Raw genomic sequence first — 12547 nt, forward strand, 5'->3', positions numbered from 1 at the left:
TAAAACCAGCTTCACAATTTTTTACTTCAAATTTCTACTCAAAAATAATTTTGGCGATCAATGTCAATAGGTGAAAAAATTTATTTTTCAAATAAAATTTCCATGACTTATCCACAGTTTATGTGGACTACTTGATCGCAAATTTGAAAAAGTCCTTATTTGATAATGGTGGAGCTGGCTTGCTTAAAAATTAGGCAGCAATGGATCATGTACTTGATGAGTGAACTATTTTTGTCCGTTGTTTACAAAAAAAGTTTTATTAATTTGCTTGACAAAGAAAAATCTCGCCAGACTTTTCTTCAATTTTTAATTTAATCAAGCGTGATCCATGTGGGCATGGCCCAGAAATGCATTCACCTGTGTCAGGTAAATATTGAGCATCATGTGATGCACAAATGATGGCTGTTTTGTCATTTGTGAAGAATTGTCCTGGTTGCCAATCAAGTTCCATCGCCACATGTGCGCACCGATTCAGATAAGCGTGTGCCTGACCATCAAAACGAATCACAAAAGCGGGCAATGTTTCATCAACGCGGTGGTCAATCGATCCAACCATGCTGGCAATCTCTGAAGTACGGACCATGAAACGAAATCCCTCTTCTTGGTCTTGGATGCGATCACTGGAACAGATGCGATGACCTGCCTGAATCAGCGGCTCAAAGTCATCGTTAGGGGTGTTGGTCTGTTCAGAAGAGGACATGTAAGGGCTTTCAGAAAATAGTGGTTAATTAGTGCTTAATTTCAGCTGGATTGCTTGCTTTAGCAGATAATCTAATAATATTAAGAAATATTGTAGACATGTCATCAATTTCAGCAACTACCAAGGCAGCTTTAGAAGAGCTTTTAGAGACTGCGCTAAGACCAGCGCCAGCTGATTGGCTTGGCATTCGTTTCCGTGGCCAAATGATTGGCTATATCCAGCCTGACTATATCGCCAGCATCAAGTCTTATATCGACAGTACCGAGACCCCTGCTTTAGCCCTTTTTGGCGAGCATTTGCATTTAGAGAATCTGGCTCCTTATTTATTGAGTCAAGAACTGCAAGATTTGGCGGAGTTTTTAAAGAAACAAGGCTTGGCACCTGGGTGGCGCAATGAATCCTTCTCTTGGCTAGATGATCATGGCCATGAGCGTTTCAGAATGGAACGTGCCATCTTTAGATCGCTGGGTTTTCATAGTCGGGCATGCCATATCAATGGTTACACCGCTCATCAAGAGATGTTTTTAGGCATGCGCAGCAGCAGTAAAGCGACTGATCCCAATATGTTGGATAACTTAGCAGCTGGGGGCATCAGTGCCGATGAAACCTTGCAGCAATGCGTGACCCGTGAGTTGTGGGAAGAAGCCGGTGTTCCAACTGAGATAGCTCGCCTGGCTGAACCAGTAGGCCACATCCATGTGCGCCGCGTGGTAGAACCCAAAGGCTTGCATGATGAAAGCTTGTATACCTATGACTTGTTATTGCCTGATGATTTTTCACCGAAGAACAATGATGGTGAAGTGTCAGGTTTTATGAGAGTTCCATACGCACAAGCAGCTGATCTGATTTTAGAAGGTGCTTTAACGCCCGATGCAGCCGCAGTGGCTGCTGATTTTCTTTTAAGAAAATCTTAAGTTTCCAAGAAACCATGGAGATCATCGCTTTTACGCTGTCTCTAATATGTGTGGCTCTCAATGCCTATGGTCATATTTTGACCTGGCCTTTGATGATTGCCAGTTCTGCCGCCTACGCCTGGGTTTTTCAAGATGCCAAATTGTTTGGTGATGCATGGCTACAGGGTGTTTTTATTCTTTTGGCCATTTATGCCTGGAAGACTTGGTCAAAAAGTACTCAGACTGAGGGAGCGAGCAACAGCTCAAGCAGTTCATTTAAGAAAATGCCCCGCAGTTGGCCTTTGATTGGCAGTCTTTGCTGGTCAGGTTTGTTTTTGATCATTCATTATCTGTTGGTGAACCACACCAGCTCAGATGTACCACTCATCGATGCATTTTTAACGGCGGGTAGCTTATTGGCCACCTATATGAGTGCGCAAAAGTGGTTGGAGAATTGGTTGGTATGGATTTTTGTGAATAGTCTTTATATTGTTTTATACATTTATAAAGATTTACATTTGACCGCCCTCCTGTATGGTCTTTTGATTGTCCTAGCAGGGCTTGGCTGGTTGCAGTGGTCCAAAAAGATCAAGCAACTTGAGCAAGGTATATGAGTGATATTTTAAGAATCGCCATCGTCGGCGCTGAGTGCAGTGGCAAAACAAGCTTGGCACAAAGTTTGGCTGATGCTTTTTCCAAAGAGTATCCCAGCGCCTATGTTCCAGAATACTTAAGATTATTTGTCGATCAAGAAAATAGAACCCCAAGACCAGATGAGCAAGTAGGTATTGCACAGCAGCAGCAATCTTTAGAGCGCACCCTTGCCAATGACCTGATCAAGCAGCACAGCAACCCAGAGTTTGTGTTACTTTTTTGCGACACCACCCCCCTAATGACTTGTATCTATAGTGAGGTAGTTTTTGGGGGCACGAATCCTGAGCTAATTAAGCTGGCTCAAGCCCATGACTATGATTTGACGATCTTTACCCAAATAGATTTTCCATGGCAAGAAGACGGTCTGCAACGCGATGGCCCTGTAGCACAGACAAAAGTTCATTTCAGGGTCAAGGCCCGCTTAGAAGAGCTTCAAATACCCTACCAATCAGCCTTTGGAGATCCAGGTCTGAGGTTACAAAAGACCCAAGACATTGTCAGGGCTTTATTAGAGAAGCGCAAAGCTCAAAAATCCATATAATTACAGACATCTAGTTGTTTTAGATATTAGCTCGGGGTCCTGCATCTTTGATGTGGGTGAGAAATACCCGTTGAACCTGATCTCGATAATGCGAGCGCAGGGAAGCGTCCAAATCGCATCCCCAACTCGCCATCGTTTATATAAGGAGTACTGACGATGGCTTATACGCCAAAACTGAACCACATTGCAGGCGCATGCGCCCTGCTCTTTTGTATCAACTCACAAACATTTGCACAATCTGAGACGCTGTTGTCACCGGTGGTGGTGACTGGTGAAAAAGGCACTGGTTATGTTGCAAAAGGTGCCATGATTGGTGGACCTGGTGGTACTGAAGAAGTTGAATTGAAAGATGCGCCTGCGTCTATTTCAGTGATCAGCAGAGATTTATTGGATGACCGACAAGTCAAACTTATTTCTGAAGCTGTAAGAACTGATGCCTCGGTGGGCGATTATTACGCCACCTTGGGTTATTACGAAAACTTATCCATCAGAGGCTTCTCTCTAGATCCAGCAACCAGCTACCGCATGAACGGTATGTCACTGACTGGTGAACAAAACTTTGCTTTTGAAAATAAAGAACGTGTTGAAATCCTCAAAGGTGTGAGTGCCATGCAGGCTGGAGCTTCATCACCAGGCGGCATCGTTAACTTCGTGACAAAAAGACCCAAAGATGTGATGTCTGCCACAGTTGGAACCGGTGAGCGTGGCACAGAATATATGGCCGCTGACTTTGGTACCTTTTTGAACAAAGAAAAATCATTGGGTATACGCATCAATGCCGCCCATGAAAATATGAAGCCATTTGTTAAGAATGCAAAAGGCACCAGAAATTTCGTGAGCTTGGCTGCAGATGCCAAGTTAAGCAACAAAACTCTGGCTCAATTTGATATTGAATATCAAGATAGAAGCCAAATTGGTGTTTCTGGTTTGATGTTGCTGGGAGATGCGGCAGATGGTAACGATAGAAGAGTTCCAACTGGCATACCTGCTGATATTCAATTAAATCGATACAGCTGGGTTTTACCCACTGAAATTAAGTCACTCAATACCGGCTTAAAGATTGATCATGAGTTAAATGACAATAATAGGATCTTCTTTCACTTGAGTCGCAGTGAAGTCAAAATCAATGATAGACAAGCCTACCCCTATGGCACTAGCGGTACAGGCACCTTCAGTTCAGAAGGAAACTTCTCAGTGATGGATTTTAGAAGTGAAAATGAACTACGCAGAAATGACCAAGTACAAGCAGGGTTAAGCAGTAAATTTAATGTTGGTTCAGTTGAACATAATTTAAAGTACGGCGCCTCAATACTTAAAAGAAATATTTTTCAGGGGCAAGCAGCCTACTATACGGCCGATCTTCCAGACAATATTTATAGCCTGAATTCGCAAGTTCTTCCGAATACTGGACCTATTGGGCCACAAACAAAAACATTAGATCATCAGCAAAATAGCCTCTTCATCCAAGACAATATGAAGCTGAATGACAAGCTAAACCTCTACTTGAGTACGAGATTTATTGAACTAAGTGATAAATCATACTCAACCTCCGGAAATGCCCTTGGCGAGCTAAAGAAAAACTATTTGCTACCAAGCATTGGGGCCACCTATAAGTTAAACAATAAAACCACGAACTACATCAGTTATAGCGAGGGAGTTGAGTCCGGAACAAGGCCAATCGAAACTAGCTTTAGAAATGCAAAACCGCTTAAGCCTCGAAAAACAGAACAAATTGAAATTGGCACGAGGTATACCCCAACGATTGACTCTATGATTTCCGCAACACTATTTAGAGCAACTCGAGCAAATGAGTATGCAATCGGAGACTTCGATAATTTTGGCGCTCGAGAAGAAATCAAACAAGACGGTAAAGTAGTTCATACTGGCGTCGAGTTAGCCTACGCTCAAAAAGTAACTAAACGCCTCAGCGTAACTTCTAGTGCGATGTATTTAGAGGCCAAGCAAGAAGGTGCCAGCATTGCCGCCATGAATGGCTCACAAGCGATTGGTATTCCAAACTGGCGAGCTGTGATGTTTGCTGATTACCAACTACCGCAAGTTGAAAAAATGAGCGTTCAAGGTGGCTGGACCTATGTTTCAAGCAAACCCGTGACTCTCGATGAGTCATTGAGTGTCCCTGGATATCATAAATTTGATGCAGGTCTGAGATACGTCGATAAGGTGGGTACATCTAAAGCAACTTACAGACTCTTTGTTGAAAACCTTTTTGATAAGTTCTACTGGCGTGATGTGAGCCAGACCTATGGCTCAAATACTCTTTATCCAGGAACTCCTAGAATCTTTAGGGCAACAGCCACCTTTGACTTTTAATCTCTAGCAGCTTTAGAGGATGAGCCGCATCTCTACATGAGGGATGCCGGCCTCATCGAAGATGGGGCCATGAGGCTCAAAGTCTTCTTTGGCATAGAAAGCAATCGCATGAGTTTGGGCGTGCAAGATACATTCTTGAGCGCCCTTTTCTTTTGCAGCTTGGATTAATGCATTCAAGATACTTTTACCTATACCCTGGTTTCTTCTGGAAGATTGAACAGCCATACGCCCTATTTTGGCAATGTGCCCAGTAACGATTAATCGCCCTGTTCCAACGGTTTGATTATCTGCAGTGGCAATAGCGTGCCAAGCAACCTCATCAAACTCATCCCACTCGATCTCTTCAGGGACTTTTTGCTCGACCACAAAGACTTCATAACGCAAAGGTTTAACCAAACTTTGCGCCTCAGCCCAACTTGTTATCGATAATTTAATCATCAGAGTAAAAAATAAATAGGTTAATCATATAGATAGGATAAAGCCCTGGAAGCAATATGTTTCAAGGCATATTAGAGCAAACTCAGGGCGAATTTGGCATCTAATAAAAATCAGGCTATAATCTTCGTCTATTCCTCGATAGCTCAGTCGGTAGAGCGCCGGACTGTTAATCCGTAGGTCCCTGGTTCGAGCCCAGGTCGAGGAGCCAAATAAGAAAGCCTCTGAATGAAAGTTCAGAGGCTTTTTTCTTGCCCTAATCCCTGATAATCAATAGCCATAGAGCCCATTCATAAAGCGGGTTGAAGGTGTTACATTTAGAGAATATTTCAACTAAATCACCTAGGAAACTCCATGACCGTACAAAAAATCAGCATAAGCTTATTAACAGCCTCTATTCTTGGCCTATCTTCAGTGGCCATAGCTCAATATGACTATCCTGTTGATAAACCAGTTGCAGGAGCAGCTGCGGGTGAACTTGGTCAAATTTATAGCGGCATCGTGACAAAGATTGATGGCAAAAACCGTGTCGTGACATTCAAAAGTAAAGAAGGTGAATTAGATATCGTTGCAGGTCCAGAGGTGAAGAACTTTGCCCAGATCAAGGTTGGCGATCGTTTAGATGTTCAATATGCATTGGCTGTGGCCATTGAATTAGTTAAAACGAAGAACAATGATGTGCGCGGTCGTGAAGTGACATCAGATACTCAAACAGCTCCAGCAGGCAAAAAGCCTGGTATGGTTAAAACCAATATTGTCAAAACAACAGCCAGCGTTGTGGCGATTGACCAAAAGAAGCAAATTGTGTCGCTCAAAGGTCCTAAAGGCCATGTGGTGGATGTGAAGGTTGAGAACCCAGCCCTCTTAAAAGGCATCACTACCAAGGACCAAGTATTTGTGACTTATGCTGAAGCAGTTGCTGCCGTGGTGAGCACGCCTAAGAAGTAACTCGTTGAGTTCTAGAAAGTTCTCCTGAGCTTTCTTCTGTTGAAATGAAAAATGCCTCTGAATCTCAGAGGCATTTTTTGTTTTTATTGATTGTTCTTGTTAACTTCTTTTTTACCGACCTAATTACTTACCCAAAAAGATGTCTTTAAACTCTTTTTCACCCACGGCTTTTTGAACCGTGAAGTAGGTCAAGTAATGAACGATGATGAGCCAGTAGATGAAAGCAATCATGATCAAGTTTTTAGGTTTCGCATGACCAAACTCTAACAAGCCTTCTAAGAATGGCTTGCTATGCAGCAAGTAACCCTCAATACCTAGGGCATTGGCATGTAGGATCATGACCAAAACCACATAGATCAATGAATGACCAATCAAAGGCCAGAAAATAGGTTTGCCTTTATTGACCTTGATCGGCATGAGTAGCTCTACCGTGATCAAGAATTTACCCACAAAAGCGGCTTTAATGAGAGCCACGGTAATCGAGAACATGCTATCCGCGCCATCAACCCCAAAGTGCAACATTTGCGATTGGTTATACAAGCCAATGGCATAAAACCAAATCGTGAAGTAGCTTGTGGCAATCAGAAACTTTTTAGTTTCATGAAGAAAGCCATGCTTCATTTTTTCCCAACGGGACATTGATTCTGTTGATTGTGCGCTCACGTTTGACTCCTGACTTCTGATAATGATTGGTGGCTTTTAAATGGCTGGGCCACCTAAAGATAAATACAAATTAATTCGTTGCATCAAAACTTCTAACTGACCTTGCTGCTCATTTGATTGAGCAGTATTGGTTCTTATTTTTTGTTGTAAAACTTGGCGCTGATCAATACGACCAATGACAAATTCAGCATCTGTGCTTTTTTGAATATTTTGTTGCGATTGATAGATTTGATTGAGTTCCGCATAGCGCGCACGCCAAGATTGCTCTCCTGATAAAGCAGATTCCACTTCTCTGAAGGCGTTTAATCCAACTTTGGCATACACGGCAAAAGCTTGCTCAAGCTCAGCTTGCCTTGACTCAACTCTTGCCTCCAAGGAGCCGCCAGTGAATATGGGCAAAGTAACCCCAACGCCAGCACTAGGATTGGACGAGTCGGTTTTAAGCACAAATACTTCACTGCTGATTCTGCCAAAGCCCGCAGTCAAGCTGAGTTTAGGTAAGCGTGTTGCTTCTGCTTCTTTTACATTAAATCTAGCTGCATCAACTCTGGCAGTCGCAGCCACAATATCAGGACGTCTCTCAAGCAAATCAGATGGCACCCCTGGGGTGATAACTGATGGAGCTTTAGGCAAGCTTTGATTTTTTAGCGGTGTTCCGATGGGGTATCGACCCACTAAAACATCCAAGGTTTTTAGATTTTGTTGACTGGCGTTCTTAAGATTAAAAGCCAGCTCTTTGGCTTGTGCAAAATTGATTTCTGCACTGAGGATGTCTTGCTTGGAAGCTGCGCCAATTTTTTCGCGTTGCTTCACGTGCTCCAAGATTTTTTCTTGATGCTGAGCTGATTCATTAGCAATTTGGGCTTGCCTGTGAAGTACTCGAGCAGACCACAATGTTTTAGCTAAATTAGCCATGAACGATAGCTTGGCTGATTCTTGATCAGCCGCAATCGCTCGGGCGTTTTGCTCAGCATTTGCATAGCTTGCTCGCACACGCCCCCAAAGATCAATTTCCCAGTTGGCTCCAACGTAATAACCAGACGTGCCAGATCCCTCAAGACCCAATTTAGAACCGGTTTTACCCTGGATACCCACATTAGGATAAAAAGAACCCCCAACAGCCTTCATCATCGCTTCTGCTTGGTCTAGTCGTGCTGCATAAATTCTGAAATCAGGTGCTGATTGAATCGCCAGCTTAGCCAATTCGATTAACTCAGGATCGTTGAATGACTCTACCCAAGCAATGCTTTGAAATGCTGCTTGCTGATTCGTTGCTTGATGATTGCTGGCTTTGTATTCCGCAGGCAACTGTTGCTCAGGCAATGAACGATCAAGCAGCTCAGATCTTTTGATCGGCTCACCAATGGAACAAGCGCTCAGAGCCAACAGCAGGCTGAGGAACAAATACTTGCTCATGGCGACTTTATCGATCGATCTCATCAATGCAATTTCGGAACAATGTAGTTAAGTTTGCTGTAAACGCGCAACATGACTTTTCTAACAAAATGTAAAAAGCTCATGTTATCTGTGTAGATAGCGCCATGGCCAATCGCACCAGCAGCAATTAATTCTGTGTGACTGCCCTCTTCAAGAATCAACTTCACCGGGAAGCGATTCGGAACAGCTGGCCTAACACCCGTTTGAGGTAAATCGCCATTGGCATTCACTTGACCCTGACGTTGAGCCCAAATCACATTCTCAACCTTGGCTTTATAAATTTGGCCAGGATTGGTTGGAACATAAAACTCTGCTTCATGCCCCGGCTTGATTTGATGAAGTTCATTTTGATGGAACAACATGAATACTTGTGGGTCATCTTCAAGAAAACTCATCGCAGCACGCAATGGTGTTGGCACCAAGAAAACGCCTGGGCGCAGTTGTGCATTAATAACGGTGCCATTGTTCGGTGCACGGACAATGGTTTGCTCAAGCTCCCAATAGGAGTTGTCAGCCTTTTCTTTCAACTCATCGTAATCAGCTTCTGCCTTTTCAAGATCAAAGCGATTACCTGATCCTGTTTTGACCAAAGCGCGGTTTTCTTCTACCCGTTGTTTAGCCAGTTTGAGTTTGGCATTCAAAGCATTGACTGAAGCTTGATAAGGTTCAGGGTCGATCTTGAATAGAACATCGCCCTTCTTAACACGTTGATTGTCAGTCACGCCGACTTCAATCACACGACCTTTGACTTGAGGAATGATGGGGATTTCATGGCGGGTGACCCTGACATCAGAGCTACTTGGAGCAAAGATGTTCATGAGCAAAATCATGATCAACACAAATACAACTGGTGTTACAAACACAATGATTTTGGAGCGTTTGTTCCATGGATAAAGTTTGCGTTTGAAAAATACCCACCAAACAACCAAAGCGTAAAGAACGATGATGATTTCTAACATGTCTAGTCCTTAGCGCTGTTTGAGAGAGATTTCTTTTCAGCTTCCGCAAGAGACTGAACTTGATCTTTTGATAAAGGCACGATGGTTGGCTTTAAATGAGCCCAGACAAATGCAATCGGCCAAAACAAGCCTCCTGAAAAACGTGAAACCATGCACATCGCATGAATGGCTTCCTTCTGTGGATGCTGACGTTTTTCAGCAATCTTGCTGGGTAAATAATGAATTTGCCAATAAGCGATTCCAAGAACAATTGGAATGATGATGATTGCTATCCAGGAGAACACATCCGCCAAAGTATCGACAAAGCCAGCGGCTAAAACTTGTCCAGAAATGACACACATCACTCCAAACAGAGCGATTTGTGAGGCATTTTTAATTGGTGCTGACGGTGTAGGCATACAAAACTCTCGGACTCAATGAACAGTCAATAATTCTAAAAATATCAGAATTAACAGATAGTTATCTAAATTCGTATGATAGAAATATATCAGCCAATCGCACATTAGCCCTATAGCTAATGCTGTAATTATGTGGCCTAGCAGGAAATCGCCACTCAGGCTTTAAATTTACGAAAATTTCAAGTAGAATGATGGGCTTAGCTGAAGTGTGATGAGAGTTTTCGACAGTTTTCTCATGCGCCTAAGCCATGCCCTGGTGGTGGAATGGTAGACACGCCGGTCTTAGAAGCCGGTGCCGAGAGGCGTGAGAGTTCGAGTCTCTCCTGGGGCACCAAATCAAAAAGCTTGTTTCTTTGCAAAGAGAAACAAGCTTTTTTTATTTAGAGATACTTTTATCGGCAGATATTTTCAATGTCCTGTTGGATGATTTTCAGGCCCGCTTTGAGAATCGTGTCATAGCGATTGCGCTCAACTTTGATTGTTTCCGGGGTCCAAGAGTAAAAACCTTGAGAGGTCTTCATACCGTAATGATTATTTTTAACTTTCTCGGTCAAACATTTGGCTGGCGTTGCATCATTGCACAAGGATGGGTAAATGCTCGCACCTGCAGCCGTGTGAATCTCAATCCCAGCATGATCGCGCTGCATCACAGGGCCGGCCGCCAAATACCTAAATCCAAATCCAAACCTAACAGCGTTATCAATGTCTTCTGGGGTGGCAATGCCTTGATCAATCATTGAGAAAGCTTCGCGAGACATGGCATGCTGCAATCGATTGGCCAAGAAGCCAGGTAAGTCTTTGTTGACCCTGACCGGCACCATCAAGCAACGCGTCATGATTTGGAATAAATCATCCATCACTGCCTGACTGGTCTTTTCACCTTTAATCACTTCCACACAAGGTACTAAATGGGCTGGCATGAAGAAATGCAAACCAATCATGCGACTGGTGGTCTTTAAGCCCTCAGCAATCTGGCTAATTGGAAAACTCGAACTATTGCTTGCCAGAATGGTGTGAGCTGGTGCCAGTTCATCTAAATGCTTGAACAGCTCTTGCTTGAGCGGTAATTTTTCTGGAATACATTCCACCACCAAATCAACGCTTGACCATGCAACATCTTTGAGATCTGCATGAATTGTGATGGGTTTATTTGGCTTGGCATATCCGAGTTCTTTGATTTGAAATTCAAAATACTGAGGTAAAAAAGTTCGGCGCTCTGTACCTGCCTCAATGATTTCTACGGCGTAACCACCTCTTAAAAATACCAATGCCACATCAGCACCCATGGTGCCACCACCCACGATCACTACTTTTTTACTTCCTGTCATTTCTGCCTCGATTGATTTTTTATTTAATTATTTTTAGATGACTACTTATGAATTTTGCATCTGAAATGTAAACCAGTTTTAATCATATTTCAGAGATATTTTTGACCGAGAACTTGCTCTTAAATAGTGCATTTTTTTATTTAAAAGCAATTGACTAGTGATAACCCTAGGTAATCCCAAAAACATGGAGCAAAAAGAAAAAAATAGTGCTAAATTTTGAGGACGGTATTAAATACTTTTTGAATAACAAACCGGAGACAAAAGAATGAAAATTGCAAAACTTTTAGCTGTACTTCTGTTCAGCTCAGCTGGTATTGCGAGCGCACAAAATATTTCTGTAGGTACTGGTGGTACAGGTGGTGTTTACTACCCAATGGGTGGCGGTTTAGCTTCTGTACTTTCGAAACATGTACCTGGCATGCAAGCAACTGCAGAAGTGACTGGTGGTTCAGTTGATAACATCAATTTGATTGGCACAGGTAAGCCATATATTGGCTTCTCCATGGCAGATGCTGCAAAGGATGCCCTCGAGGGTAAAGACAAATTCACCAACAAAAAGGTCGAACTTCGCACTTTATTGGTTCTCTACCCTAACCGCATGCACGTCGTGACAACTGAAGCTACTGGCATCAAGTCAATGAAAGATCTTAAAGGTAAGCGTGTCAGCACAGGTTCACCTGGTAGCGCCACTGAAGTGATGGCTTTTCGCTTGATCGAAGCTACTGGTATGGATAAAGACAAAGATGTGAAGCGTGAGCGTTTAAGTGCTGCTGAATCAGTGAATGCCATGAAAGACCGCAAGATCGATGCATTCTTCTGGGTTGGTGGTCTACCAACTGCGGCTGTGACTGACTTGGCTAATACTCCAGGCACAAAAATTGTGATGATCGATAACGCTGCTGAAGTAGCCGCCATGAATAAAAAATATGGCAATCTTTACTATGCAGACACCATTGCGAAGAGCGTTTATGCAGGTATGACGAAAGACAATCAAGTATCAGCCGTGGCTAATATTTTGGTTGCTAGCGCATCAATGCCTGATGACCAAGCTTACAAGATTGTGAAAGCTGTATTTGATCATCAAAAAGAGTTGATCGCTACGCACACTGAATATTCAAGCATCAGCGTTGGTATTCAGAAGCCAGGTAATAGCTCAGTGCCATTTCACCCAGGTGCTATTAAATACTTGAAAGAACGCGGCGCCAAGTTCTAAAAAAATATTAGAAAAATAATACAAACTACCCAAGCACTCCTTGGGTA

Annotated in this window: 13 protein-coding genes, 2 tRNA genes and 1 riboswitch; of the genes, 8 read left to right on the plus strand and 7 right to left on the minus strand. The window is 43.0% G+C overall.

Annotated features, from left to right (window positions below; all coding sequences use genetic code 11):
- Positions 1–259: 259 nt before the first annotated feature.
- Positions 260–700 (minus strand): Rieske (2Fe-2S) protein, encoded by a 441-nt coding sequence (locus tag AOC33_RS05810; RefSeq protein ID WP_089515727.1) that lies wholly within the window; start codon positions 698–700, stop codon positions 260–262.
- A 98-nt stretch (positions 701–798) separates the two neighbouring features.
- On the opposite strand from AOC33_RS05810, the gene AOC33_RS05815 reads away from it, so the two are divergent.
- From AOC33_RS05815 to AOC33_RS05830, 4 genes are all read left to right on the plus strand, one after another.
- Complete coding sequence (locus AOC33_RS05815) at positions 799–1614, plus strand: NUDIX hydrolase (RefSeq protein WP_089515728.1); 816 nt, start codon at positions 799–801, stop codon at positions 1612–1614.
- A gap of 14 nt (positions 1615–1628) precedes the next feature.
- On the plus strand, positions 1629–2207 hold the full coding sequence (gene pnuC / locus AOC33_RS05820; protein ID WP_089515729.1) for a nicotinamide riboside transporter PnuC: 579 nt from the start codon (positions 1629–1631) through the stop codon (positions 2205–2207).
- Positions 2204–2788 carry an AAA family ATPase gene (locus AOC33_RS05825; RefSeq protein ID WP_089515731.1) on the plus strand — a complete coding sequence of 195 codons (585 nt, stop codon included), beginning with the start codon at positions 2204–2206 and terminating at the stop codon, positions 2786–2788. Before pnuC ends, AOC33_RS05825 begins: the two co-directional genes overlap by 4 nt.
- Before the next feature lie 22 nt (positions 2789–2810).
- Positions 2811–2908, plus strand: a riboswitch (TPP riboswitch).
- Positions 2909–2944: 36 nt separating this feature from the next.
- Positions 2945–5119 carry a TonB-dependent siderophore receptor gene (locus AOC33_RS05830; protein ID WP_089515732.1) on the plus strand — a complete coding sequence of 725 codons (2175 nt, stop codon included), beginning with the start codon at positions 2945–2947 and terminating at the stop codon, positions 5117–5119.
- Positions 5120–5131: 12 nt separating this feature from the next.
- Here AOC33_RS05830 and AOC33_RS05835 read toward each other — a convergent pair whose 3' ends face one another.
- On the minus strand, positions 5132–5557 hold the full coding sequence (locus tag AOC33_RS05835; protein WP_089515734.1) for a GNAT family N-acetyltransferase: 426 nt from the start codon (positions 5555–5557) through the stop codon (positions 5132–5134).
- Between the two features lie 132 nt (positions 5558–5689).
- On the opposite strand from AOC33_RS05835, the gene AOC33_RS05840 reads away from it, so the two are divergent.
- Both AOC33_RS05840 and AOC33_RS05845 read left to right on the plus strand, forming a co-directional pair.
- Positions 5690–5765 (plus strand) — tRNA-Asn (locus AOC33_RS05840).
- A gap of 143 nt (positions 5766–5908) precedes the next feature.
- Entirely contained in the window at positions 5909–6502 is a 594-nt protein-coding gene (locus AOC33_RS05845) for a hypothetical protein (protein WP_089515736.1), read from the plus strand.
- A 123-nt stretch (positions 6503–6625) separates the two neighbouring features.
- Here the strand turns inward: AOC33_RS05845 and AOC33_RS05850 are convergent, their stop codons facing one another.
- The 4 genes from AOC33_RS05850 to AOC33_RS05865 are packed head-to-tail and all read right to left on the minus strand — an operon-like array spanning position 6626 to position 9959.
- Positions 6626–7165 carry a hypothetical protein gene (locus tag AOC33_RS05850; RefSeq protein ID WP_143744021.1) on the minus strand — a complete coding sequence of 180 codons (540 nt, stop codon included), beginning with the start codon at positions 7163–7165 and terminating at the stop codon, positions 6626–6628.
- 36 nt (positions 7166–7201) lie between these two features.
- On the minus strand, positions 7202–8605 hold the full coding sequence (locus tag AOC33_RS05855; RefSeq protein ID WP_089515740.1) for a TolC family protein: 1404 nt from the start codon (positions 8603–8605) through the stop codon (positions 7202–7204).
- Complete coding sequence (locus tag AOC33_RS05860) at positions 8605–9561, minus strand: HlyD family secretion protein (protein ID WP_089515742.1); 957 nt, start codon at positions 9559–9561, stop codon at positions 8605–8607. Before AOC33_RS05860 ends, AOC33_RS05855 begins: the two co-directional genes overlap by 1 nt.
- A gap of 2 nt (positions 9562–9563) precedes the next feature.
- On the minus strand, positions 9564–9959 hold the full coding sequence (locus AOC33_RS05865; RefSeq protein WP_089515744.1) for a DUF3302 domain-containing protein: 396 nt from the start codon (positions 9957–9959) through the stop codon (positions 9564–9566).
- Between the two features lie 250 nt (positions 9960–10209).
- Between AOC33_RS05865 and AOC33_RS05870 the strand changes: the two genes are divergently transcribed.
- Positions 10210–10293 (plus strand) — tRNA-Leu (locus AOC33_RS05870).
- A 58-nt stretch (positions 10294–10351) separates the two neighbouring features.
- Here AOC33_RS05870 and AOC33_RS05875 read toward each other — a convergent pair.
- Positions 10352–11287 (minus strand): 3-hydroxyacyl-CoA dehydrogenase family protein, encoded by a 936-nt coding sequence (locus AOC33_RS05875; RefSeq protein ID WP_089515746.1) that lies wholly within the window; start codon positions 11285–11287, stop codon positions 10352–10354.
- Positions 11288–11552: 265 nt separating this feature from the next.
- Here AOC33_RS05875 and AOC33_RS05880 point away from each other — a divergent pair, with 265 nt between their 5' ends.
- The gene (locus tag AOC33_RS05880; protein WP_089515748.1) at positions 11553–12500 is read left to right on the plus strand and encodes a TAXI family TRAP transporter solute-binding subunit; all 948 of its coding nucleotides are present in this window, start codon (positions 11553–11555) and stop codon (positions 12498–12500) included.
- Positions 12501–12547 lie beyond the last annotated feature (47 nt).

The organism is Polynucleobacter cosmopolitanus (assembly GCF_002224225.1).
GTDB lineage: Bacteria > Pseudomonadota > Gammaproteobacteria > Burkholderiales > Burkholderiaceae > Polynucleobacter > Polynucleobacter cosmopolitanus.

Excerpts from the sequence above, each read along its gene's own strand:
- AOC33_RS05810 (WP_089515727.1), bottom strand. The coding sequence starts at position 700 with ATGTCCTCTTCTGAACAGACCAACACCCCTAACGATGACTTTGAGCCG.
- AOC33_RS05815 (WP_089515728.1), top strand. The coding sequence starts at position 799 with ATGTCATCAATTTCAGCAACTACCAAGGCAGCTTTAGAAGAGCTTTTA.
- pnuC (WP_089515729.1), top strand. The coding sequence starts at position 1,629 with ATGGAGATCATCGCTTTTACGCTGTCTCTAATATGTGTGGCTCTCAAT.
- AOC33_RS05825 (WP_089515731.1), top strand. The coding sequence starts at position 2,204 with ATGAGTGATATTTTAAGAATCGCCATCGTCGGCGCTGAGTGCAGTGGC.
- AOC33_RS05830 (WP_089515732.1), top strand. The coding sequence starts at position 2,945 with ATGGCTTATACGCCAAAACTGAACCACATTGCAGGCGCATGCGCCCTG.
- AOC33_RS05835 (WP_089515734.1), bottom strand. The coding sequence starts at position 5,557 with ATGATTAAATTATCGATAACAAGTTGGGCTGAGGCGCAAAGTTTGGTT.
- AOC33_RS05845 (WP_089515736.1), top strand. The coding sequence starts at position 5,909 with ATGACCGTACAAAAAATCAGCATAAGCTTATTAACAGCCTCTATTCTT.
- AOC33_RS05855 (WP_089515740.1), bottom strand. The coding sequence starts at position 8,605 with ATGAGATCGATCGATAAAGTCGCCATGAGCAAGTATTTGTTCCTCAGC.
- AOC33_RS05860 (WP_089515742.1), bottom strand. The coding sequence starts at position 9,561 with ATGTTAGAAATCATCATCGTTCTTTACGCTTTGGTTGTTTGGTGGGTA.
- AOC33_RS05865 (WP_089515744.1), bottom strand. The coding sequence starts at position 9,959 with ATGCCTACACCGTCAGCACCAATTAAAAATGCCTCACAAATCGCTCTG.
- AOC33_RS05875 (WP_089515746.1), bottom strand. The coding sequence starts at position 11,287 with ATGACAGGAAGTAAAAAAGTAGTGATCGTGGGTGGTGGCACCATGGGT.
- AOC33_RS05880 (WP_089515748.1), top strand. The coding sequence starts at position 11,553 with ATGAAAATTGCAAAACTTTTAGCTGTACTTCTGTTCAGCTCAGCTGGT.